Annotated in this window: 31 protein-coding genes; 3 read left to right on the top strand and 28 right to left on the bottom strand. The window is 42.3% G+C overall.

Annotated elements, in window-relative coordinates; all coding sequences use genetic code 11:
• Window positions 1-3: 3 nt before the first annotated feature.
• From secY to KHS38_RS18070, 22 genes are all read right to left on the bottom strand, one after another.
• Window positions 4-1,362, bottom strand: coding sequence for a preprotein translocase subunit SecY (gene secY, locus KHS38_RS18175; protein ID WP_213489984.1), 1,359 nt, complete (start codon window positions 1,360-1,362; stop codon window positions 4-6).
• Window positions 1,363-1,368: 6 nt separating this feature from the next.
• Window positions 1,369-1,815, bottom strand: a complete 447-nt coding sequence (gene rplO, locus KHS38_RS18170; RefSeq protein ID WP_213489983.1) for a 50S ribosomal protein L15 — start codon at window positions 1,813-1,815, stop codon at window positions 1,369-1,371.
• Between the two features lie 4 nt (window positions 1,816-1,819).
• Entirely contained in the window at window positions 1,820-1,999 is a 180-nt protein-coding gene (gene rpmD / locus KHS38_RS18165; RefSeq protein WP_158825038.1) for a 50S ribosomal protein L30, read from the bottom strand.
• A 6-nt stretch (window positions 2,000-2,005) separates the two neighbouring features.
• Window positions 2,006-2,524 (bottom strand): 30S ribosomal protein S5, encoded by a 519-nt coding sequence (gene rpsE, locus KHS38_RS18160; RefSeq protein WP_213489982.1) that lies wholly within the window; start codon window positions 2,522-2,524, stop codon window positions 2,006-2,008.
• A gap of 12 nt (window positions 2,525-2,536) precedes the next feature.
• Window positions 2,537-2,887, bottom strand: coding sequence for a 50S ribosomal protein L18 (gene rplR, locus KHS38_RS18155; RefSeq protein WP_213489981.1), 351 nt, complete (start codon window positions 2,885-2,887; stop codon window positions 2,537-2,539).
• Between the two features lie 5 nt (window positions 2,888-2,892).
• Window positions 2,893-3,450, bottom strand: coding sequence for a 50S ribosomal protein L6 (gene rplF, locus KHS38_RS18150; RefSeq protein ID WP_213489980.1), 558 nt, complete (start codon window positions 3,448-3,450; stop codon window positions 2,893-2,895).
• Window positions 3,451-3,470: 20 nt separating this feature from the next.
• Window positions 3,471-3,869, bottom strand: coding sequence for a 30S ribosomal protein S8 (gene rpsH / locus KHS38_RS18145; protein ID WP_213489979.1), 399 nt, complete (start codon window positions 3,867-3,869; stop codon window positions 3,471-3,473).
• A 168-nt stretch (window positions 3,870-4,037) separates the two neighbouring features.
• Complete coding sequence (gene rpsN, locus KHS38_RS18140) at window positions 4,038-4,307, bottom strand: 30S ribosomal protein S14 (RefSeq protein ID WP_213489978.1); 270 nt, start codon at window positions 4,305-4,307, stop codon at window positions 4,038-4,040.
• Window positions 4,307-4,873, bottom strand: coding sequence for a 50S ribosomal protein L5 (gene rplE, locus KHS38_RS18135; protein ID WP_213489977.1), 567 nt, complete (start codon window positions 4,871-4,873; stop codon window positions 4,307-4,309). The genes rpsN and rplE overlap by 1 nt, the downstream gene beginning before the upstream one ends.
• Complete coding sequence (gene rplX / locus KHS38_RS18130; RefSeq protein ID WP_213489976.1) at window positions 4,873-5,205, bottom strand: 50S ribosomal protein L24; 333 nt, start codon at window positions 5,203-5,205, stop codon at window positions 4,873-4,875. The genes rplE and rplX overlap by 1 nt, the downstream gene beginning before the upstream one ends.
• Window position 5,206: 1 nt before the next feature.
• On the bottom strand, window positions 5,207-5,575 hold the full coding sequence (rplN, locus tag KHS38_RS18125; protein WP_158825046.1) for a 50S ribosomal protein L14: 369 nt from the start codon (window positions 5,573-5,575) through the stop codon (window positions 5,207-5,209).
• 1 nt (window position 5,576) lies between these two features.
• Window positions 5,577-5,831: a 30S ribosomal protein S17 gene (rpsQ, locus tag KHS38_RS18120; RefSeq protein WP_213489975.1), complete on the bottom strand. Its 255-nt coding sequence runs from the start codon at window positions 5,829-5,831 to the stop codon at window positions 5,577-5,579.
• 16 nt (window positions 5,832-5,847) lie between these two features.
• Window positions 5,848-6,057, bottom strand: a complete 210-nt coding sequence (gene rpmC / locus KHS38_RS18115) for a 50S ribosomal protein L29 (protein WP_213489974.1) — start codon at window positions 6,055-6,057, stop codon at window positions 5,848-5,850.
• Between the two features lie 126 nt (window positions 6,058-6,183).
• Window positions 6,184-6,606, bottom strand: coding sequence for a 50S ribosomal protein L16 (rplP, locus tag KHS38_RS18110; protein WP_213489973.1), 423 nt, complete (start codon window positions 6,604-6,606; stop codon window positions 6,184-6,186).
• A gap of 48 nt (window positions 6,607-6,654) precedes the next feature.
• The gene (gene rpsC, locus KHS38_RS18105) at window positions 6,655-7,542 is read right to left on the bottom strand and encodes a 30S ribosomal protein S3 (RefSeq protein WP_213489972.1); all 888 of its coding nucleotides are present in this window, start codon (window positions 7,540-7,542) and stop codon (window positions 6,655-6,657) included.
• 5 nt (window positions 7,543-7,547) lie between these two features.
• Window positions 7,548-7,976 (bottom strand): 50S ribosomal protein L22, encoded by a 429-nt coding sequence (gene rplV, locus KHS38_RS18100; protein ID WP_158825051.1) that lies wholly within the window; start codon window positions 7,974-7,976, stop codon window positions 7,548-7,550.
• A 6-nt stretch (window positions 7,977-7,982) separates the two neighbouring features.
• Window positions 7,983-8,249, bottom strand: a complete 267-nt coding sequence (rpsS, locus tag KHS38_RS18095; RefSeq protein WP_213489971.1) for a 30S ribosomal protein S19 — start codon at window positions 8,247-8,249, stop codon at window positions 7,983-7,985.
• Window positions 8,249-9,073, bottom strand: coding sequence for a 50S ribosomal protein L2 (rplB, locus tag KHS38_RS18090; protein ID WP_213489970.1), 825 nt, complete (start codon window positions 9,071-9,073; stop codon window positions 8,249-8,251). The genes rpsS and rplB overlap by 1 nt, the downstream gene beginning before the upstream one ends.
• 8 nt (window positions 9,074-9,081) lie before the next feature.
• Entirely contained in the window at window positions 9,082-9,372 is a 291-nt protein-coding gene (gene rplW / locus KHS38_RS18085; RefSeq protein WP_213489969.1) for a 50S ribosomal protein L23, read from the bottom strand.
• A gap of 2 nt (window positions 9,373-9,374) precedes the next feature.
• The gene (gene rplD, locus KHS38_RS18080) at window positions 9,375-10,004 is read right to left on the bottom strand and encodes a 50S ribosomal protein L4 (protein WP_213489968.1); all 630 of its coding nucleotides are present in this window, start codon (window positions 10,002-10,004) and stop codon (window positions 9,375-9,377) included.
• A gap of 1 nt (window position 10,005) precedes the next feature.
• The gene (rplC, locus tag KHS38_RS18075) at window positions 10,006-10,623 is read right to left on the bottom strand and encodes a 50S ribosomal protein L3 (RefSeq protein ID WP_213490110.1); all 618 of its coding nucleotides are present in this window, start codon (window positions 10,621-10,623) and stop codon (window positions 10,006-10,008) included.
• Window positions 10,624-10,879: 256 nt separating this feature from the next.
• Window positions 10,880-12,133: a prephenate dehydrogenase gene (locus tag KHS38_RS18070; protein WP_213489967.1), complete on the bottom strand. Its 1,254-nt coding sequence runs from the start codon at window positions 12,131-12,133 to the stop codon at window positions 10,880-10,882.
• Between the two features lie 154 nt (window positions 12,134-12,287).
• Here KHS38_RS18070 and KHS38_RS18065 point away from each other — a divergent pair, with 154 nt between their 5' ends.
• The gene (locus KHS38_RS18065; protein ID WP_213489966.1) at window positions 12,288-13,004 is read left to right on the top strand and encodes a hypothetical protein; all 717 of its coding nucleotides are present in this window, start codon (window positions 12,288-12,290) and stop codon (window positions 13,002-13,004) included.
• A 68-nt stretch (window positions 13,005-13,072) separates the two neighbouring features.
• Here KHS38_RS18065 and KHS38_RS18060 read toward each other — a convergent pair whose 3' ends face one another.
• The 6 genes from KHS38_RS18060 to KHS38_RS18035 form a co-directional block, all read right to left on the bottom strand.
• Entirely contained in the window at window positions 13,073-15,442 is a 2,370-nt protein-coding gene (locus tag KHS38_RS18060; protein ID WP_213489965.1) for an ABC transporter permease, read from the bottom strand.
• A gap of 227 nt (window positions 15,443-15,669) precedes the next feature.
• Window positions 15,670-15,975, bottom strand: coding sequence for a 30S ribosomal protein S10 (gene rpsJ / locus KHS38_RS18055; RefSeq protein ID WP_158825059.1), 306 nt, complete (start codon window positions 15,973-15,975; stop codon window positions 15,670-15,672).
• A gap of 108 nt (window positions 15,976-16,083) precedes the next feature.
• Window positions 16,084-18,195, bottom strand: coding sequence for an elongation factor G (gene fusA / locus KHS38_RS18050; protein WP_213489964.1), 2,112 nt, complete (start codon window positions 18,193-18,195; stop codon window positions 16,084-16,086).
• A gap of 57 nt (window positions 18,196-18,252) precedes the next feature.
• Entirely contained in the window at window positions 18,253-18,720 is a 468-nt protein-coding gene (rpsG, locus tag KHS38_RS18045; RefSeq protein ID WP_213489963.1) for a 30S ribosomal protein S7, read from the bottom strand.
• A gap of 19 nt (window positions 18,721-18,739) precedes the next feature.
• Window positions 18,740-19,165 carry a 30S ribosomal protein S12 gene (gene rpsL / locus KHS38_RS18040; RefSeq protein ID WP_158825062.1) on the bottom strand — a complete coding sequence of 142 codons (426 nt, stop codon included), beginning with the start codon at window positions 19,163-19,165 and terminating at the stop codon, window positions 18,740-18,742.
• 321 nt (window positions 19,166-19,486) lie between these two features.
• Window positions 19,487-19,984, bottom strand: coding sequence for a hypothetical protein (locus tag KHS38_RS18035; RefSeq protein ID WP_213489962.1), 498 nt, complete (start codon window positions 19,982-19,984; stop codon window positions 19,487-19,489).
• Window positions 19,985-20,127: 143 nt separating this feature from the next.
• On the opposite strand from KHS38_RS18035, the gene KHS38_RS18030 reads away from it, so the two are divergent.
• Complete coding sequence (locus KHS38_RS18030; RefSeq protein WP_213489961.1) at window positions 20,128-22,584, top strand: DUF5686 and carboxypeptidase regulatory-like domain-containing protein; 2,457 nt, start codon at window positions 20,128-20,130, stop codon at window positions 22,582-22,584.
• A gap of 72 nt (window positions 22,585-22,656) precedes the next feature.
• Window positions 22,657-23,535, top strand: a complete 879-nt coding sequence (gene dapA / locus KHS38_RS18025; protein ID WP_213489960.1) for a 4-hydroxy-tetrahydrodipicolinate synthase — start codon at window positions 22,657-22,659, stop codon at window positions 23,533-23,535.
• Window positions 23,536-23,580: the final 45 nt, after the last annotated feature.

The raw sequence follows: 23,580 nt of genomic DNA, 5'->3' as shown, positions 1-23,580 counted from the left end.
AAATTAGATAGCCGGTGGAACAGTGCCCGCTGCAGTTGGTACCGCAGTACGGCCTCTCACACGGCCAGTTTTCATTAAACCGTCATAATGACGCATCAATAAATGACTTTCAATTTGCTGTAAGGTATCCAATACAACACCAACCAGAATGATCAACGACGTGCCGCCAAAGAAACGCGCAAATTGACTGTTAATATGAGCCATGTTAGCCAGCGCCGGAATAACAGCGATAATAGCCAGGAATATTGAACCAGGCAAAGTGATTCTTGAAATCACGTTATCGATGTATTCAGATGTTGGGTTACCTGGTGCAACGCCCGGTATAAAGCCACCATTCTTTTTCATATCGTCTGACATCTGTTTAGGATTAACAGTGATTGCAGTATAGAAATACGTAAACAAGATGATCAATACCGCGAACACGATATTGTGTAACCATGACGTATAGCTCGACAAAGCAATCATTACACTGTTAGATGCCAGATTAGGAAAGAATGAAGAGATAGTAGCCGGAATAAACATCAACGCCTGAGCAAAGATGATTGGCATAACACCTGCGGCATTAACCTTTAATGGAATGTATTGACGAACGCCACCATATTGCTTATTACCAACAATACGTTTAGCATATTGAACAGCGATTTTACGGGTACCTTGTACAACTAAAATTGTGAACATAATAACCGCAACTAAAGCTAAAATTTCAACTACAAACAGCAATGGGCCACCGGTCGCATTTTTACCGCTGACACGTGAGCTGAACTCGTCAACAATAGCAGCAGGTAATTGAGCGATGATACCTACCATGATGATCAAAGAGATACCGTTACCAATACCTTTATCTGTAATTTTTTCTCCCAACCACATTACGAATAATGTACCGGCGGTTAGTATAATTACTGATGAGAAAGTAAATAGCGCCTGTCCCATAACCGGACTGATGGCAGTTTGGTTGATCTGCGAACGCACATAACCAACACCTTGCAGTAAGGTAATCAGGATAGTCAGGTAACGGGTCCATTGGTTTAATTTGGTACGGCCGCTCTCACCCTCTTTTTGCAACTTGGTGAAGTAAGGTACTGCAATACCTAATAACTGCACCACGATAGACGCAGAAATATAAGGCATTACACCTAACGCAAAAATGGAGGCACGTGAAAACGAGCCACCAGCAAACATATTCAATAAACCTAACAGGCCTTCTTTATTAGCCTGGTTACCTAATGCATTCGCGTCAACACCCGGAAGTGCAACGTATGAACCTACACGGTATATTAAAAGAAATAAGAGTGTGTTTATAATACGCACTCTTAAATCTTCAATTTTCCAAATATTGGATAATGTGTTGAAAAAATTTTTCATTGAAAATTACAACTTAACGATTGAACCGCCTGCTGCTTCAATAGCTTTTTGGGCCGTAGCAGAAAACGCATGAGCCTGAACATCGATTTTAGCAGTCAGTGTACCACGACCCAGTATTTTCACTACGTCGTTTTTAGACACTAAACCGTGTTCTTTCAATGTATCAAAGTTAATAGAAGATACTGAATAAGTATCAGCTAATTGTTGTAATGTATCTAAATTGATACCGTTATACTCAACACGGTTAGGGTTTTTGAAGCCTACTTTAGGTAAGCGACGTTGTAAAGGCATTTGACCACCTTCAAAACCTACTTTAGTGCTGGTACCTGAACGTGAACCCGCACCTTTGTGACCACGGGTTGATGTTCCGCCACGGCCTGAACCAGTACCACGGCCAATTCTTTTTCTATTTTTAGTAGAACCTTCTGCAGGTTTAAGATTACTTAAATTCATAACATTAAATGTTTTCTACTGCTACCAAATGATTAACTTTTCTAATCATGCCAATGATTGCAGGATTAGCTTCAACTTCAACGCTATGGTTAATTTTCTTTAAACCTAAAGCTTCGATGGTCTTTTTCTGGCGCTCGCTTCTATCGATCACGCTTTTAATCTGAGTTATTTTGATTTTCGCCATGACTGATTATCCGTTAAATACTTTACCTAAATTAACGCCACGGTGCTGAGCTACAGTATAAGCATCACGCAGTTGCGCTAACGCTGATACAGTTGCTTTAACCACGTTGTGCGGGTTTGATGAACCTTTTGATTTTGCCAATACGTTGTGTACTCCAGCACTTTCCAAAACGGCACGCATCGCACCACCTGCAATTACACCGGTACCGTTAGCAGCTGGCTTGATGAACACAAAACCACCTGAAAATTTACCAGTTTGCTCATGAGGAACAGTACCATTGATAATTGGAACTTTTACCAGGTTCTTTTTAGCATCATCAATACCTTTGGCAATAGCCTCAGTAACCTCTTTTGCTTTACCTAAACCGTAACCGACAACACCGTTTTCATCACCTACTACCACAATGGCAGAGAAGCTGAAAGTACGGCCACCTTTGGTTACTTTGGCAACACGTTGTATGCTTACCAAGCGATCTTTTAATTCAATTTCGCTTGTTTTTACTCTCTTAATATTTATAGTTGACATTACTTCTTACGGTTAAAAGTTTAAACCACCTTCACGTGCACCTTCAGCCAGTTGTTTAACACGGCCATGATATAAGTATCCGTTTCTATCAAACACTACTTGCTCGATACCAGCTGCTTTCGCTTTCTCAGCGATAAGTTTACCTACTGCTACTGATTGCTCACCTTTAGTACCTTCAGCACTGAAATCTTTAGATAAAGATGATGCTGATACGATAGTTTTGCCAGCAACATCGTCAATAATCTGTGCATAGATGCCTTTGTTGCTTCTGTACACTGACAAGCGCGGACGTTCTGCAGAACCTGAAAGACGTTTTCTAATTCCTTTTTTAATTCTGTCTCTTCTTGAAAATTTACCTGCCATGACGATTATTTTTTAGATGCTGATTTACCTGCTTTTCTTCTTAATACTTCGCCAACAAACTTGATACCTTTACCTTTGTATGGCTCTGGAGCACGCAGTGAGCGGATTTTAGCGGCAACCTGACCGATCAGCTGTTTGTCGATAGACTCCAGGATGATAGTTGGGTTTTTACCTTTCTCAGCAGTAGTGGATACTTTAATTTCTTTTGGTAACTCAAATACGTAGTGGTGAGAATAACCCAGCACTAAGTCTAAAGTATTACCAGTGTTGGTTGCACGGTAACCTACACCTACCAACTCTTGTTCCATTTTGTAACCAGCTGTAACACCAGTAACCATGTTGTTGATAAGCGCACGATACAAACCATGTAATGCTTTGTGACGTTTTTGATCAGTTGGACGGGTTACAGTTAACACGCCATCTTCTTGAGATACAGTGATATCACTGTCTATCGCCTGTTGCAGTTCGCCTTTTGGGCCTTTTACAGTTACAACGTTGCTGTCAGATACAGTAACGGTAACACCTGCAGGGATAGTAATTGGGGCTTTTCCTACTCTTGACATTTTCTAATTTCTACTTGCAATTAATAAACGAAGCATAATACCTCGCCACCGATGTTTTGCTGACGGGCCTCTTTATCAGTCATTACTCCTTTTGAAGTTGACAGGATAGCGATACCCAAACCATTTAATACTCTTGGCATAGTGTCCATGCCTGCATATTTTCTCAAACCTGGTTTGCTAACACGGGTTAACGTGCGGATTGCAGGAATTTTGGTTACTGGATGGTATTTCAAAGCAACTTTGATAGTTCCTTGAGGACCATTGTCTTCAAATTTGAAGTTAGCGATGTAACCTTTGTCGAAAAGCACTTTAGTGATTTCCTTTTTCAGATTTGATGCAGGAATTTCAACAACCCTATGGTTGGCTTTAATAGCATTCCTTACTCTGGTAAGATAATCTGCGATTGGATCTGTATTCATTATTGTTAAAATGTGATGGTGGTTTCCTTCACTTCACAGCGACGACCTTCCATCGGTTAAAAATTCTGTTTGGGCTATTGCAGGTATAATTTGCAAATTGCCGGCCGCAAAGGTAAGAAATTAATTCTCAACCTGCAACCGGCAATTATATACCTGTAATGCTGAATATTACCAGCTTGCTTTTTTTACTCCAGGGATTTTACCGGCCAGTGCCATTTCACGGAATGTAACACGTGAAATACCGAACTGACGCATATATCCGCGTGGGCGGCCAGTAAGCTTGCAACGATTGTGCAATTTAACAGGTGATGATGCTTTAGGTAATTGATCTAAAGCTACCCAATCACCAGCGGCTTTAAGGGCTGCTCTTTTTTCAGCATATCTAGCTACTAACTGAGCACGTTTACGTTCACGTGCTTTTACACCTTCTTTAGCCATTATTGATTATTTTGATTTTGATTCTTAAATGGTAAACCGAATTGTTTCAGCAATTCCAGAGCTTCAACGTCATTGGTTGCCGAAGTTACAAAGGTAATATCCATACCTTGGATTTTATTGATTTTGTCAATATTAATCTCCGGGAAAATGATTTGCTCGGTGATACCTAAGGTATAGTTGCCTTTACCGTCAAAACCTTTGTCGTTGATACCTTTGAAGTCACGGATACGTGGCAGGGCAACAGCGATCAAACGATCTAAGAACTCGTACATATTGTTATCACGTAAAGTTACACGTACACCTACCGGCATACCTTTACGCAATTTGAAGTTAGAGATATCCTTTTTAGATTTTGAAGAAACTGCTTTTTGACCAGTGATAGTAGTTAATTCAGAAATAGTAGTATCGATTAACTTCTTATCGGTAGTGGCAGCGCCAACACCTTGGTTGATAGCAATTTTTTCCAGCTTAGGAACTTGCATTACGCTTTTGTACTGAAACTTATCTTTCAGTGCAGTGCGGATCTCGTCTTTGTATTTAGATTTTAATCTTGGAACGTATGCCATTACTTAATTTCCTCCCCTGATTTTTTTGCAACTCTAACTAATTTACCAGCATCATTTTTCTTACGGCCAACGCGGGTAGCTGCACCTGTTTTAGGATCAACCAACGCCAGGTTAGAAATATGAATAGGAGCTTCTTTTTTTACAATACCACCGTTAGGGTTAGCTGCGTTTGGTTTAGTGTGTTTAGATATCATGTTGATACCTTCAACTACCGCACGGTTTTTCTCAACCAGAATTTCAGTTACTTTACCTTGCTGACCTTTAGAGTCGCCGGCGATAACTTTAACCAGGTCACCTTTACGGATCTTTAATTTAAATTTCTTGTTTTCCATGTTACAATACCTCCGGTGCTAATGATACAATTTTCATGAATTGTTTTTCGCGTAACTCTCTTGCTACCGGACCGAAGATACGTGTACCACGAGGCTCATCCTGGTTATTTAACAAAACAGCTGCGTTATCGTCGAAACGGATATAAGAACCATCTTTGCGGCGTACCTCTTTTTTGGTTCTTACTACTACGGCTTTAGATACAGTACCTTTTTTTACGTTACCTGATGGGATAGCGCTTTTTACAGTAACTACAATCTTATCGCCAACAGAGGCATAGCGTTTAGCTGTACCGCCTAAAACGCGGATAACCAACACTTCTTTAGCGCCGCTGTTATCAGCTACATTCAATCTTGATTCCTGTTGTACCATCTTATTTAGCCCTCTCTAGAATTTGAACTAATCTCCAATTTTTATTTTTACTCAGCGGACGAGTTTCCATGATCAGTACGGTATCACCAATACCACATGTGTTAGTCTCGTCATGAGCCATGAACTTGGCAGTTTTGTTTACGAACTTACCATAGATCGGGTGTTTCACCTTCCGCTCTACTGCAACAACAATAGATTTATCCATCTTATTGCTAACTACCAGACCGGTACGTGTTTTTCTTAAATTTCTTTCCATTGTTTCGACGCTTTAATTATTGCTGTTCAGAAGCTGACGCCGCTTTGCGCTTGGTTAATTCAGTACTTAAGCGAGCAACCTCCCTGCGTACATTTGTAATACGGATAGGGTTCTCAATCGCTGAAACCGCGTGAGCAAATTTCAGTTTAGTAAGATTGGTTTTTTCCTCGTTAATTCTTGCAACCAACTCTTCAGTTGACAGCGCTGATATTTCTGAGCTTTTCATTTTTGTTTCAATTTTGAATGGTGAGAGGTAAGTTGGAGCCTTACATCACGCTTCTTTCTGTTATTTAACTTTGTTTTCAGGTTACAGGTTGCAAGCTCTTACACTGAACCTGCAACCTGAAAATTTTTATGCTTCTACGTAATCTCTACGTACAACAAATTTGGTTTGTACCGGCAGTTTCTGAGCGGCCAGGCGAAGTGCTTCTTTAGCAATTTCTAATGGCACACCTTCTGCTTCGAAGATAATCCTTCCGGGGCGCACAACGGCTACCCAATATTCAGGAGCACCTTTACCTTTACCCATACGTACCTCTGCAGGCTTTTTGGTTACAGGTTTGTCAGGGAAAATTCTGATCCATACCTGACCTTCACGTTTCATGAAACGTGTTACAGCGATACGGGCGGCCTCGATTTGACGGCTGGTGATCCAAGCCGGCTCGAGTGATTTTATACCGAAAGATCCGAATGAAAGCTCAGCTCCGCGAGAAGCTACTCCTTTCATCCTGCCTTTTTGCATCTTTCTGAACTTCGTTCTTTTTGGCTGTAGCATTTTATTAGCTTTTTATATCTAAACGATGTCTGTCTCGACTTTGATTAATTATCTGTTGCCGCCTGGACGGTTACCACCTGGGCGATTGCCACCACCTGGACGGTTTTGGCCACCTGGACGGTTACCACCACCTTGGCCACCACGTTGGTTGTTGTTGTTACCACCTCTGCGGTCACCACCGCCTTGACGACGATCACCACCTCTGCGGTCATTACCACCACGCTCGTTGCCGTATGCAGCAGCGCCTTCCGGACGACCGCCTCTACCGCTTGGGTTGCTGGTTGAACCGATGTTTGGAGAAAGATCACGTTTACCGTAAACTTCACCTTTACAGATCCAAACTTTTACACCGATTTTACCATAAGTGGTTAAAGCTTCAGCTAAAGCGTAATCGATGTCAGCACGCAGTGTGTGCAGTGGAATTCTACCTTCTTTGTATTGCTCGGTACGTGCCATCTCAGCACCGCCTAAACGGCCAGATGTCATTACCTTGATACCTTCAGCACCCATTCTCATGGTTGATGCAATAGTAGTTTTCATTGCACGACGGAAAGAGATACGGGCTTCCAGTTGTTTTGCAATACCTTCGGCAACTAACTGAGCATCCAGTTCTGGACGTTTGATCTCGAAGATGTTGATTTGAACATCTTTTTTAGTTAGTTTCTTTAACTCTTCTTTAATCTTGTCAACTTCCTGACCACCTTTACCGATAACGATACCCGGGCGGGCGGTGTGGATAGTAACAGTGATACGTTTTAAAGTACGTTCAATAACTACTTTAGATACGCCACCTTTAGCGATACGAACTGAAAGATATTTGCGGATTTTTTCGTCCTCAACTAATTTATCGGAGTAGTTGTTGCCACCGAACCAGTTAGAATCCCAACCTCTGATGATTCCTAAACGGTTACCTATTGGATGTGCTTTCTGTCCCATTTTAATTAGTTGATTTCGGTTTTACTATCCACAATTAAAGTAACGTGGTTAGAGCGTTTACGGATACGGTATCCGCGGCCCTGAGGAGCCGGACGCAGTCTTTTTAACTGACGGCCACCACCAACTGAAACTTCTTTTACATATAAAGCGCTATCTTCAACGCGTTTGCCTTCATTTTTTGCTTCCCAGTTTTTGATAGCTGACAGCAATAATTTTTCGACACGGATAGCCGCTTCTTTGTTGGTATATTTTAAGATATACAGTGCTTTTTCTACCTGCTCACCGCGAATCAGATCTACCACTAAGCGCATTTTACGCGGCGAAGTTGGACAGTTCTGTAATTTGGCAACAGAAGCTCCTCCTTGCTGAGCTTTCTCCTGCTCTTTGCGTTGTCTGATTAAAACAGACTTTTTAATTTTTGTTGTTGCTTCCATTGCCTATTATTTTTTCTTTTCTGCGTGACCACGGAATGTACGGGTTGGAGCAAACTCTCCCAGCTTGTGACCAACCATGTTTTCTGTTACGTACACAGGGATAAATTTGTTACCGTTGTGTACTGCGAATGTATGACCAACGAAGTCAGGAGAAATCATGGAACGGCGTGACCATGTCTTTACAACTGACTTTTTACTGGTTTCATTTAACACCAGAACTTTACGCTCCAGGTTATGATCAATATAAGGTCCTTTTTTAATTGAACGAGCCATTATTTCTTCCTTCTTTCAATGATGTAACGATCCGATGTTTTCTTCTTGTCGCGGGTTTTGTAGCCTTTAGCTAATAAACCTTTGCGTGAACGTGGGTGACCACCTGATGAACGGCCTTCACCACCACCCATTGGGTGATCGACAGGGTTCATAGCAACACCACGTACTCTTGGACGACGGCCAATCCAACGTTTACGACCAGCTTTACCCAACACTTCGTTAGCTTTCTCAGCATTTGATACAGTACCGATAGTAGCTAAACAGGTTGACAAGATCATACGTGTTTCACCTGAAGGCAATTTGATGATGGCGTATTTACCATCACGAGCTGACAGCTGTGCGTAAGTACCTGCTGAACGGGCGATAGTACCACCCTGGCCAGGATTTAACTCAATGTTATGAATGATAGAACCTAAAGGAATGTTCTTTAAAGGCAAGGTATTACCTACTTCAGGAGGTGAACCTGCGCCTGAAAGAACTACCTGACCTACGGTCAAGCCTTCTGGAGCGATCATGTAGCGCTTTTCGCCATCTGCATAATGTAACAGGGCGATACGCGCTGAACGGTTTGGATCGTACTCAATAGTCGCAACTGTTGCGGGGATGTCAAACTTGTCACGTTTAAAGTCGATCAATCGGTATGATTTCTTATGTCCCCCACCGATGTAACGCATGGTCATTTTACCGGTGTTGTTACGACCACCTGATTTTTTGTGTGATACTACCAATGATTTTTCAGGAACGTTGGTTGTAACATCAGAGTAATCGGCGCCCACTCTGAAGCGGGTACCCGGGGTAACCGGTTTAAATCTTTTAACTGCCATTTCTCTTTTTATATAGTGCTATAAAAATCTATTGTTTCACCATCCTGTAAAGTTATAATCGCTTTTTTGAAAGCAGCTGGACGACCAGTTACGGTACCTGCTTTAGTGTAGCGGCTTTTCAGCTTGCCAGAATATTTCATAGTGTTTACTGCTTTCACATTCACACCATACATTGCTTCAATTGCTCCCTTGATCTGAATTTTGTTAGCTCTGGGATCAACTTTAAAAGCATAACGATTAAGTTTCTCTGTTAGCAGAGATACTTTTTCAGTAAGTAAAGGTTTTTTTAATATCTCCATAATTACTTAGCGAACGCTTCCTCCAGAGTTTTAACAGAACCAGTAGTTAATAACAGCTTGCCAGCGTTTAACACATCATAAGTGCTTAACTGATCAGCAGTGATAACTTTTGCTTTTTTCAGGTTTCTGCTTGATAAATAAATATTGTTATTAGCAGCAGGCAGTACCAGCAATGTTTTTTCGTTAGTGAAATTCAAGTCGGCTACCAGTTGTACGTAGTTTTTAGTTTTAACTGAATCAAAGTTAAAATCTTCTAAAACTACGATGCTGTTATCCTGAGCTTTATAGGTCAGTGCTGATTTACGAGCCAGTTGTTTAAGCTTTTTGTTCAGCTTAAAGCTATAGTCGCGAGGTTGCGGACCGAATACACGGCCACCACCGTTAAACAAAGGAGATTTGATGCTACCTGCACGGGCACCACCAGTACCTTTTTGTTTATGTAATTTGCGGGTTGAACCTGCAATTTCGTTACGTTGTTTTGCTTTGTGTGTACCTTGACGTTGGTTAGCTAAAAATTGCTTAACATCAAGATAGATAGCATGATCGTTAGGTTCGACACCGAAAACCGAATCAGGAAGCTGCACCTTGGCACCTGTTTCTTTACCTGATACATTTAATACATTAACTTCCATCTTATTTGTCTACGATTACGAATGAACCTTTAGCTCCTGGGATAGAACCTTTAACTACCAGCAGGTTTTGCTCAGCAAATACTTTAACCACTTCAAGGTTTTGTACTTTAACACGAACATTACCAGTTTGACCGGCCATACGCATACCTTTAAATACGCGTGAAGGCCATGATGAAGCACCCAGTGAACCTGGCGCACGCAAACGGTTATGCTGACCGTGAGTTTGCATACCCACACCACCGAAACCGTGACGTTTTACAACACCCTGAAAACCTTTACCTTTTGAGGTACCTACCACATCCACAAAATCTCCGGCAGCAAAAATCTCAACAGTAACAGTGTCACCAAGAGTTTTTTCGTCTACGAAGGTTTTGAATTCAACCACTTTGCGTTTAGGCGTAGTGTTTGCTTTTTGGAAGTGGCCTTTTAAAGGAGCAGGGGTGTTTTTTTCTTTTTGCTCATCATATGCCAGCTGAACAGCTGCATACCCGTCTGCTTCAACAGACTTCACTTGTGTAACTACACAAGGCCCAGCTTCGATTACTGTACAAGGAATATTCTTTCCTGCCTCATCGAAAATGCTGGTCATTCCTACTTTTTTACCAATAATTCCTGACATTTTTTTGTTTTTTTGTTTTGCCCATCGAAGCAGTAGGGCTTCGTTCAAGGCATAGTTGCCCCCGAAAGGGACGGCAAAGATAGAGAATTTTAATTAACTATCAAACAGTTACAAAATAATTTTTTGTAGTTTTTTAGTCTGATTCTCAGTCAAAAAGCGTCAGAAATTTTGGCACCAAACAGCCCACTTTAGGATAGAGGTGCTTATTTGTTACATAGGGTTAAAAACTTTGATGTATTTTTGGCGTTTTGCACGGCTACATTAGCCTCCTGATCAGATCTGCACTCTGCTTCTGCCCATCCTGCAATCGCCCCTGGAAAAAATTCTGCACCTGATTGAAATGCTTTTTATACCCCTCTATATCGCCGTAATTAATAATTGATGCCCATTCGCGTACAGCCGAGTGAAACTCCAGATCGTCGCCCCGTATAGATTTGTCGTAAAGTGCGGTTTGGATAGATTCTTCCAGCAGATCTTCATTCTTGAATAAGTATTCGGCTATGCCTAAACGCAGGCGAAAAGGCGGCGTTTGGCCAATCAGATTATCATAAGGGTTTACGCCCAGATGGTGCCAGGCATCAACCATACTTAATATACTTAAGTGCGAATTGGGTTTACGCTCATTTACTTCGCCATGAAAGGTAAATTCATCCATAATGGCGTCATTAAGCATTATAGGTGCGCGGCTTTCATGAAAAACAAAGTCTCGTGCGGCATATAGCCTTTTACGGAACGTATCTTCATCTTCCCGGATCATCAGCTTGAACAGCTCAGATTCGGATTGAGCATAACGTTTTACATGCTGCCGGGCATAGGGATTCAATATAGCTAGGCCGGCATATACGTGTGCCTTGTAACTGAATATACGGAGGGTTATCAGGATCTTAACATTATCAATCCCTCCCAGGTAGGAAGCATTTTCCCAGGGGAAGAAGCCGGCAGAGGCCCAGGCGGTACCCATGCTTTCAAATCCTACGTGCGTTACGGCCTGTGTATCGGCAGCTATCCGATCATGTTCATGATAGTCGGCCAGCTCAACGATATCCGTACCGATGGCAATAAACAAACTAAGCATGCGCTGGTAGGCTGCATCATCGGCCCGGTGGCGAATTAGAATTAACTTTTGCCCTGCCGGCTCAAAAGCGCCGCCATGCATAGCATGGAAGGTAATGATCTGCGCATCGGAAGGCAGATAGTTTTCAAAGATAGCTATCTCAGGGCTTTTAACCGACGTTTGGCCGGCTACTATAGCACCATATTTGGTTGATTCGCTACACTCTGCCACTACTTTGGCCATATGCTCAGCTTCAACCGAATAAATAATAAGATCAGATATACGCGACACTTGTTTACCATCATCCATTAAGGTTATATTCAGAGACGACAGTTCTTCCTCCAACGCCTCGCGGTTTTGCGGCAGGTCACAACCACATACCCGGTATCCGGCTTTAGCAAATGCTTTTGCATAAACCTTTCCCATGTCTCCCAGCCCTATAATTCCGATGTTCATGCCGCTAATATAATTATGATTGGTAAATTTAAGACGGATATGCTATTTTCGTTTTTTTAGAAGCTGCAAAGCATCCGCAGTAAAATACGTAGCGGCATTCTAAACAATTTCAAACTTACTTAATTTACATTGAATGAAATTGAGCAATCAACCTATGAACAAGTCCGGCTTTGTGAATACCTTAATGGCTGTTGTATTATCCTTAATAAGCCTAACCGCCTATACTCAAGATACAGCAAGAGCCAGCCGTAAACCCGCCACGCCTAAGCCATCGGGCTGGCAAAAACCGGCTGCTGCAGCAAAACCTGCAGCCACTTATCAGCCAACTGCCAGAACGCCTTATGGTACACAACCCGCTGTTGTTAATACCGATAAAAGCCTGAATGGACAATATCAATATCTGCTAACTAAGGTATATAACTATCAGCGTCCGCAACTATCTGCCTTTTATAAAAACTTAATGGATTCCTTGCGTACCGAGCGCCGAAAGCTTAAGGAGGCGCAGCAAAAGCTATCAGCACAGGGCAAAGCGGTTGAAAACCTGCAATCGGACGTAAGTGCTAAGGAACAAAGCCTGAACGAATCTAATTCAAAGGCTGATGCCATCAGCTTACTGGGAGTAGACGTATCAAAATCAACCTACAACATGATTATGTGGGGCTTGGTTATTGTATTTGGTATAGTTGCAACTGTAGTTATCATACAATCGGCCAGCGCCCGCCGCGAGGCCCGCTACCGTACCAAGCTTTATGATGAACTTGATGAGGAGTATAAATCTTACAAGATCAAAGCCAATGAGAAAGAGAAAAAGCTCGCCCGCGAATTACAAACTGAGCGGAATAAACTGGATGAGTTATTAGGTAGAGGATAGCTTAAAATACAATAAAACAGAAAGGGCAGATCTTTAAATAGTATCTGCCCTTTCTGTTAGTAGGTGTCCTACTCTGCTCTGAGGCTTTTTACCGGATTGGTAACTGCTGCTTTGATAGCCTGAAAGCTTACAGTTAGCAATGTGATCAATAAGGCTCCGGCAACAGCTGCTGCAAATATCCACCACGATGTATCTGTACGGTATTCATACCGCTGTAACCACTGGTTTAAGCTATACCATGCAATGGGTATGGCAATAAAGCAGGATATAAGCACCAGCGTTATAAAATCAGTAGACAGCATGCGCCATAAGTTATATACTGATGCACCGAGCACCTTGCGTACGCCAATTTCTTTCACACGCTGCTCGGCCACAAACGAGGCCAAACCAAATAAACCCAAACAAGATATAAATATGGCTAATATGGCGAAGAAGGTGGCCAGGTTGCCTATACGTTCTTCGTTAGCGAACTTCTTCGCATAGTCATCATCCACAAACTTATAATCAAAAGGGCTATCCGGGTTAAACTTCTTAAACGCCGGTTCAATCCGGGCTAACGCATCTCGTACCGGCATATCGGGTTTCAGTCTGATCGTAATCACATTTGACCACTCGTAACTAACCATAAAAATAGTTGGCTGTACCGGTATATAAGGCGAATCCATTACCATATCTTTTATAACGCCCACAATGGTAAGTGGCTTGCCATTAAACTTAATTATTTTCCCTATGGGATTTTTAAAGCCAATCATTTTTGCTGAAGCTTCGTTAATAATGGCCGCAGATGTGTCCGTAGAGAAACTGCGCGAAAAGTCGCGCCCCTGTTTAATTTGCCAGTTGATGGTATTTCCAAAATCTGGCGTAACAGCGATTGTTCCCAACAGTGGACTGCTGTTAGGTTCCATACCTTCCCACTCAAAACCAATCTGATTACTATTCACGGATGTTGACGGACTGGATGACTGAGCCATATTAGCCACGGCGCCTGTTCTAAGCAGATCTCCCCGTATAGCATCGTAATGCCCCCGTAAGGCGGGCGTATTCATTTCCACCATAATTAATCCGTCGCGACTGTAACCCACCGGCCTGTTCTTGGCATGCTGTATTTGCTTGAAAACGATGATGGTGCCTATAATCAATGTTACCGAAACAGTAAACTGGATCACAACCAGCACTTTGCGTGGCAGGGTGGCATATCGCCCGGCTTTAAATGTGCCCTTTAAAACTTTGACCGGATTGAAGCTGGATAAGTAAAATGCCGGATAACTACCCGATATGATACCCGTAAGCATGGTAAAGAACAACGACACTATCCAAAACACAGGGCTTCCCCATGGGAGTTGAATACGTTTGTCTGATAGACTATTAAACAAAGGCAGGCAAATCAGTACTAAAATAACACATAGCACAAATGCCAGTAAAGCCATCACTAATGATTCGCTTAAGAACTGAGCTATCACTTGTTTACGCATAGAGCCTATTGCTTTACGTATACCTACCTCCTTTGCTCTTTTCTCACTACGTGCGGTACTTAGGTTCATGAAGTTGATACAGGCAAGTAACAGCACAAAAATCCCGATAATGCCAAACAGCCACACAAACTGGATACGACCACCAACCGATTTACCGTTTACAAACTCGCTATATAAGTGCCAGCGGGGCATAGGATGCAATTGCATCTCGGCATTTCCTTCTTTAAAATGTACTTTCTCCAAATCCTTGATTTCGGCATTGATCTTTTTCAGATCAGCATTTTCATGCACCTGAGCAAATAACTGCCAACTATGATTTCCCCAATTATCTTGAGAATTCTTTATCCAATCCATTTTAGCATACTTACCCCAGGGCATGAAAATTTGCACTTCATTAAATTTGGTATTATAAGGCATATCTTCATATACACCAGCAATTTTTACATCCTCCATGTCATTAATCCGTACCGTTTTAGACATCGGATCCATATTACCAAACAGGGCCTTGGCAAGTGATTGGTTGATAATAGCCGATGAAGGATCGGCCAGTGCATTACGGCTCCCTTTAACCATTTTTAAAGTCAGCATCTCCGGCAAATCAGCCTGAACCCACATACCTTTACCCGACATGCTTTTATCACCAGTTTTGAGTACATAAGTTTCATCCCATGATGCTAAAGCCAAACGTTTAAAGTCCTGAGGAAACTTCGTTTTAAGTTCTTTAGCTAAGGGTATGGATACTGATTCGCTTGTGCTCACATGACCATTAAAGGTCTGTGTATTCATTACCTGCATTATGGTCTTGTAATTTTGATGATAGGTATCATACGACATTTCATCATAAATCCACAATCCAATTAGCATGGATACGGCCATACCTAATGCTAAGCCCCAGATATTAATTGATGAGTAAACTTTATTTTTAAGCAGACTGCGCCAGGCTATGGTAATGTAATTTTTAAGCATAAGTGATAACGGTTAGTAATATACGATTATACTGTTTACAAGGAAAGATACCAAAACGATGCCTGTAGCATAAACAACTGATTACCTGAATATTAAGACCACCCCAGGTAACAGAAGGTGTTCGCTTGCGATACAAATGCACGTTCAGTACCGAACAGGCTAAAAACAACAAAGGCTGCCTTTTGCAAGGCAGCCTTTGTTTGAAGTATCATTATAAAATCAAAAACTCACACTTTGATTTCAACTTCAACACCGCTAGGTAATTCAAGTTTCATTAAAGCGTCTACTGTTTTAGAGTTAGAGCTGTAAATATCCAGCAGGCGTTTGTAGCTGCACAGTTGGAATTGCTCACGCGCTTTTTTGTTTACGTGTGGTGAACGTAATACAGTAAAAGTTTTCTTTTCAGTAGGTAAAGGAAGCGGACCGCTTACTACAGCGCCGGTTGGCTTTACAGTTTTTACGATTTTCTCAGCTGATTTATCAACCAAGTTATAATCGTAAGATTTTAATTTGATTCTGATTCTTTGGCTCATTTTGTTGTTTGTTTAAACCATGTGTAAGAGCTATTTATTACAGCATGGCGGTTATTTATTTACAGATGTGCTGATATAAAATCAACACATCTGTTTAATTGCATTTAATTAAGCAATAGCGCCTTTTGATTTACCTTTTGATTTGGCAACCACTTCTTCTTGTACGTTACGTGGTGCTTCTTCATAATGGTCAAACTCCATGGTTGATGTTGCACGACCTGATGTGATAGTACGTAACTGTGTTACGTAACCAAACATTTCAGAAAGTGGAACCATCGCTTTAATTACCTGAGCACCGTTACGGCTGTCCATACCTTGCAGCTGGCCACGACGACGGTTCATGTCACCGATTACATCACCCATGTTTTCTTCAGGGGTTAAGATTTCGATTTTCATGATTGGCTCTAACAGTACAGGACGACATTTCGGTAATGCCTCGCGGTAAGCCGAACGTGCTGCAATCTCGAAAGATAATGCATCAGAATCGACTGCGTGGAATGAACCATCAATCAAACGTACTTTTAAGCTGGTTAAAGGATAGCCGGCTAATACACCATTTGCCATAGCAGCAGCAAAGCCTTTTTCAACAGATGGAATGAACTCACGAGGGATAGCACCACCAGTGATTTCGTTCACAAACTGTAAACCTTCTTTACCTTCGTCGGCAGGAGAAACGATGATTTGAATATCAGCGAATTTACCACGACCACCGGTTTGTTTCTTATAAGTTTCACGGTGTTGCGCCTGACCTGTGATAGCCTCTTTATAAGCCACCTGAGGAGCACCTTGGTTTACTTCCACTTTAAACTCACGTTTTAAGCGGTCCATGATGATGTCAAGGTGTAACTCGCCCATACCAGAAATAACGGTTTGACCAGTTTCTTCGTCAGAGTTTACACGGAAAGTTGGATCCTCTTCAGCTAATTTACCTAAAGCCATACCCAGTTTATCAACGTCGGCCTGAGTTTTAGGCTCAATAGCTAAACCGATAACCGGCTCAGGGAATACCATTGACTCCAGAACGATAGGGTTCTTTTCGTCGCAAAGGGTATCACCTGTTTTGATATCTTTAAAGCCTACTACCGCAGCAATATCACCTGCACCTACGTTAGGGATAGGGTTTTGCTTGTTAGCGTGCATTTGGAAGATACGTGAAATACGCTCTTTGTTATCTGAACGCATGTTATGCACATACGAACCAGCTTCCAGGTTACCTGAGTAAACGCGGATAAAGCACAAACGGCCTACAAACGGGTCGGTTGCAATTTTAAACGCTAAAGCAGCAAACGGCTCTTTTACGTCTGGTTTAACTAAAATTTCTTCGCCAGTGTTAGGGTTGGTACCAACTACACCTTTTGAATCAATTGGTGAAGGAAGTAATTCCATCACGTAATCCAGCATGGTTTGTACACCTTTATTTTTGAAAGATGAACCACAAGTCATCGGAACGATTTTACCAGCTAAAGTAGCTTGGCGTAAAGCGTCCAACACTTCGCGCTCAGTGATGGTAGTCGGATCGTCAAAGAATTTCTCCATTAACGTATCGTCATACTCAGCAACAGCTTCCAGTAATTTTTCTCTCCACTCAGTAGCTTCGTCAATCAGGTCGTCAGGGATTGGCACTTCGGTAAAGGTCATACCTTTATCATGCTCATTCCAAACCACACCACGGAAGTTGATTAAGTCAACCACACCTTTAAAGTTGTCTTCAGCACCGATAGGGATTTGCAGAGGCACCGCGTGGCTACCCAACATATCACGTACTTGCTTAACAACTTTCAGGAAATCAGCACCTGAACGGTCCATTTTGTTAACGAAACCGATACGTGGTACGTTGTAGTTGTTAGCCAAACGCCAGTTAGTTTCTGACTGAGGCTCAACACCGTCAACTGCCGAGAACAGGAACACTAAACCGTCCAGTACACGCAGTGAACGGTTTACCTCTACGGTAAAGTCCACGTGTCCTGGGGTATCGATTACGTTTACCTGATATTTATCACCACGATAGTTCCAGAATACGGTAGTAGCAGCCGAAGTGATGGTAATACCACGCTCCTGCTCCTGTGCCATCCAGTCCATGGTAGCTGCACCTTCGTGTACCTCACCAATTTTGTGGCTTACACCAGCATAGTAAAGGATACGCTCAGTAGTAGTGGTTTTACCGGCATCAATGTGAGCGGCAATACCAATGTTTCTTGTATATTTAAGATCTCTTGACATTTTCTTTTTTATTAAGCAAGGGAGCAATTATTCATTACTCCCTTACAACTTTCTATATTAGAAACGGAAATGCGAGAACGCTTTGTTGGCTTCAGCCATCTTGTGCGTGTCTTCTTTTTTCTTAACGGCAGCACCTTCACCTTTTGAAGCAGAGATGATCTCACCGGCTAGTTTCTCCATCATGGTTTTTTCACCACGACGACGGGCATAGCTGATTAACCATTTCATACCTAAAGCGATTTTACGCTCCGGACGAACCTCGGTAGGTACCTGGAAGTTAGCACCACCCACACGACGAGATTTAACCTCAACAGCAGGCATAACGTTGTTTAATGCTTTTTTCCAAGTTTCCAGACCATTCTCGCTGGTTTTTTTCTCAACGATTTCAACAGCGTTGTAGAAAATGCCGTATGCGGTAGATTTTTTACCGTCATACATCATGTTATTTACAAACCTGGTTACCAAAACATCATTGAATTTTGGATCAGGCAGAAGGATTCTCTTTTTTGGTTTTGACTTTCTCATTGTTACTATCCTCCTTTAATTATTTCTTTTTGCCTTTAGCTGGTGCACCTTTAGTTGCTGCTGCCGGTTGACCTGGTTTAGGGCGTTTAGTACCATATTTAGAACGACGTTGGTTACGACCGTTTACACCTGAGGTATCCAGTGCACCACGGATGATGTGGTAACGAACACCCGGTAAGTCTTTAACACGACCGCCACGGATCAACACGATAGAGTGCTCCTGTAAGTTGTGACCTTCACCAGGGATATAGGCATTCACCTCTTTACCGTTGGTTAGGCGCACACGGGCCACTTTACGCATTGCTGAGTTTGGTTTTTTAGGGGTAGTGGTGTATACACGGGTACACACGCCTCTTCGCTGTGGACAGCTGTCCAACGCTGGGGATTTACTCTTATCCTCCAGAGCTACTCTACCTTTTCTAACTAATTGTTGAATAGTAGGCATTTCTTCCTTTTGTTGTTTCTTTGTTTTATCCCGCCTGCCGTTCAGACAAGTATACTTTTCGGGACTGCAAAAGTACACAGTTATTTTTTGATTTTCAATAGGTTGAGCAAAAGTTTTTTCGATAAAAAGCAAATAGTTAATAAGTGCCTGTATTTCCGGCAAATCGCTATACTTCTGCGCATTACACTTAACAATAAGATTACAATCATTTGAAGCAAACGTGGTATGAACATTTACTATTGCCGCTTCTTTTTACACAAACAAAAAAGCCGCCCGGGGCTTTCGCCACGGGCAGCTTCATCATATATCAATCAACAATTATTAAGCTTTATCGGCTTTATGGTGACGGCGAAAGCCGCCATGCTCACGGCGATCTTTCATCAGCTCTTTCATTTTGACTTTCTGATCATCGCTTAGGGTAGCTACAAATGCTTTGTGGTTAGCTTTACGCACTTCTTTGTTGGCAGCCATCACTTTTTTCTGCTCGTCGGTCAGTGTACTGTTCAGCTTTTCTTTACGCTCCTTATGAGAAAGGGCTTTATCTTTCATAATCGCTTTCTGATCGGCGGTCAGTGTAGCGTGGAAAGCTTTCATGGCTTCACGTTGCTTTTCATGGTTTGCTTTCAACATCGCTTGCTGTTCCGGAGTCAGTATAGCCTTCAGCTTACTTCTAAAGTGGATGCTGTCAGCTTTGGCATGTACAGCATGAGTTTTAGTTTGGGCGTTAGCGCCGGCAACGGTTGCAGTAGCTAATACAGCAACCATCATTATAGATTTCAATAGCTTTTTCATTTTCTTTTCTTGCTTTGTTGATATCATAGATGCTTAGTTGGAGCAATGGTTTAATTAACATTTTTGTTACCAGCGGCTAATAATGGCTTTTAACACTTTTTAACGTTTTGCCCGGTTACCATTCAACGAATATCTGCATCTTGCATATACAACCCACCCTTGTTTGTAACATGAAATCACTACTATCTATACTGCTGTTTTTAACCATCGGCCAAATTGCTTTTGCACAAACGTATACGGTAAGCGGCACTATTAAAGACGACCAAGGCAAGCCGGTTCCCTTTGCCAGTATTCTGGTTAAAAGCACTAGCAAAGGCACATCGGCCAATAGTGAAGGGCACTATGCTCTTATTTTAAGCAAAGGAACTCATGAGCTGCTGTTTAAAGCCATTGGCTACCGGCAGGAAAGTCGCAAAATAAACGTGGACGATGATCAGCGTATCTCTATTGTATTAACGCCCGAAACCTATGAATTGCAAAATGTAACCATCCGCTCTGGCGGCGAGGACCCTGCATATGCCATTATCCGCAAAGCCATTCGCAAACGTAAAGCCTACCTTAACGAGGTAAAGGCTTACACTTGCGAAACCTATATCAAGGGACTGCAAAAGCTACTGGCTGCACCCAAAAAGTTTATGGGTCAGGATATTAACCAAATTGGCCGGGAGTTAGGGCTTGACTCAAACCGCAAAGGCATCGTTTACCTGTCCGAATCAGAGTCAAAATATAGTTTTATGCAACCCAATCTGGTACACGAGGAAATGATCTCCTCAAAAGTATCGGGCAGTAACCGAGCGTTCAGTTTTAACCGCGCATCCGAGTTAAACGTTAATTTCTATGAGAATCTGCAAAACTGGGAAGGAATCAGTAATCGCCCACTGGTATCCCCTATTGCCGATAACGCCTTATCATTCTATAACTATAAATGGCTGGGCATTACCATTGAAAATGGCGAAACTATCAACAAGATTGGCATTACGCCCAAACGCCCTTACGAACCTGCCTTTACCGGCTACATCTATATAATAGAGGACAGCTGGCGCATACATAGTGTAGACCTGGAGCTCAATAAATCGGCCGGTATAAATTTTGCCGATACCATACGGGTAAAACAACAATACATTCCTGTAGCTAACAAAGCATGGATGCCCTCGCTGGTTAAATTTGAGTTTAGCGGAGGCCTGTTTGGGTTTAGGCTGGGCGGCTACTTTCTGGCTTTATATAAAAACTATGACCTAAACCCAACATTTGATAAACATGCTTTCAAAGAAGTAATGCGTGTATCAACAAGTGTTAATAAAAAGGATTCCACCTACTGGCAGCAAACACGCCCTATACCACTAACGGACGAAGAAAAGACCGATTACCAGAAAAAGGAAGTTTTAGCCCAAAAGCGGGAATCGAAACCTTATCTGGATTCACTGGACAGTGTGTATAATAAAATCACTCCGGGCAAGATCTTATTAACCGGCATCAGCGTACGTAATCGCTACAATAAATCCTACTTTAATACCGATGGCCTGCTTGGCTCATTACTGTATAATACAGTAGAAGGCGTAGCTATAAACTATGGCACCAGTTATAGCAAACAGATAGACAGCCTAAATAACAGATACCTGCGCATAGGCGGTAAAATACGTTATGGTTTTAGCAACCAGCTATTACATGGCAGCCTTAATGCCACGGTACCGGTGAATAGTTATACCTGGAACTTTAACGTGGGCTCGGATGTGGTGGATATGAACAATACCTTGCCTATACCAGCATTCTTTAACACGGCTTCGAGTTTGCTTTATCGCCGCAATTACCAGAAGCTTTACGACAAGCACTTTGCATCCGTATCCTTGTCGCGCCGTATATCCGGTGGCTGGCAGGCCAGCATAACCGCCGAAGCTTCTGAACGCCGCTGGCTGGATAACACATCCTATTACAGCTTTTTTAATCGCGACAGAAAGTATGGCAGCAATAATCCATTAGTGCCATATCAGGAGGGTGCCCTTCCGTTGTTTGACCGTAACCAGTCGTTCAAAGTAAATATTTCTACAAGTTATAATTTCAGCAACCGTTATGTTACCTATCCATCCGGGCGGTATTATCTGCCATCGCGCTATCCGACTGTAGCTTTGTCTTACACCAAAGGCATCAAGAACATTTTTGGATCTGATGTGGACTATGATTTGCTTCAGGCCAGCGTTAGTAAAGACAATATCAACCTGGGGCTGTATGGCAACTTCTCGTTTTACGTTGGGGCCGGTAAGTTTCTAAACAATAAACAGTTGTATTATATAGATTACAAACACTTCTCGGGTAACCAAATGGTATTGTATCACAGTGCACCAAATGCGTTTTTAATGCTCGACTATTATCGTTACAGCACGTCGCAACAATACCTGGAAGCGCATATCAACCATTCATTCGGTGGCGTATTGCTCAGCAAAATACCATTGATCCGTTCTCTAAAACTACAGGAGGTTATTAACGCCAATTACCTTACCACACCCGATTTAAAAAGCTATACTGAACTGGGCGTAGGCATTAAGTATTTGAGTTTCCGGGTGCTTTATGGCTGGTCATTCAACCGGCAGGACAACAGCAAATCAGCCTTCCGCATCGACCTGAACTTTTAATTTAACCCATCAATAATTTTACCTTCATATAGCTGCTAAAAGATTATCTTAGCATCCTTTTAATTGAATAACATGAATATGTTTCACGGAACCGGTGTAGCTATGGTTACGCCGTTTGATGGCAGTGGACAGGTTGATTACGACGGCCTGAAAAACCTGATTAACTATTTGATTGACGGTGGTGTTGAGTACCTGGTATCATTAGGTACCACCGGCGAGAGCGCAACCCTGAGCAAGGAAGAAAAGAAAAAGATTTGGGCGTTTACTGCCGAGGTTGTAAACAAGCGTGTAAACCTGGTAGCCGGCATTGGCGGCAACAACACTTATGAAGTAGTTGAAGCTGTAAAGCAATTTGATACTACCGGTTATGATGCAATACTGTCTGCCAGTCCGTACTATAACAAGCCCATACAAGAAGGCATATATCAGCATTATAAGGCAATTGCCGAAGCATCGGCTTTGCCAATTATTTTATATAATGTACCGGGCCGTACCGGCAGCAATGTAAGCGCCGAAACCATTGTACGTTTAGCTAACGATTTTGAAAACATCATTGGCGTAAAGGAAGCATCGGGCAACTTTGACCAGTTTAACCAGATTATGCGCGATAAGCCGGAGAACTTCTTATTTATCTCGGGCGATGATCCGGTTACGCTGCCAATGATAGCAATGGGTGCCGTAGGTGTAATTTCGGTAGTAGGCAACGCCCTGCCGCGTCAGTTTTCGGACATGATACGTACCTGCCTGGCCGGCGATTTTAAAGCGGCTCAAAAAGCACACTACGCCATGATAGAATTTACCCGACTGATGTTTACAGAAGGCAGCCCCGGCGGCATCAAAACAGCATTAAAGCAAAGAGACGTTTGTGGCGATACACTTCGCTTGCCGTTAGTGCAGGTGAGCCCTAAAGTGGCTGAAAGCATTGCTGCTGAATTAACGAAGCTATTTTAGTTCGATTCTGATAACGCAAAAAGCCGGTTAAATAACCGGCTTTTT

This window comes from Mucilaginibacter sp. Bleaf8 (assembly GCF_018390515.1).
In the GTDB taxonomy this organism is placed as follows: domain Bacteria; phylum Bacteroidota; class Bacteroidia; order Sphingobacteriales; family Sphingobacteriaceae; genus Mucilaginibacter.
The sequence above is the reverse complement of the archived record's forward strand: the minus strand, read 5'-3'. Positions and strand labels throughout refer to the sequence as shown.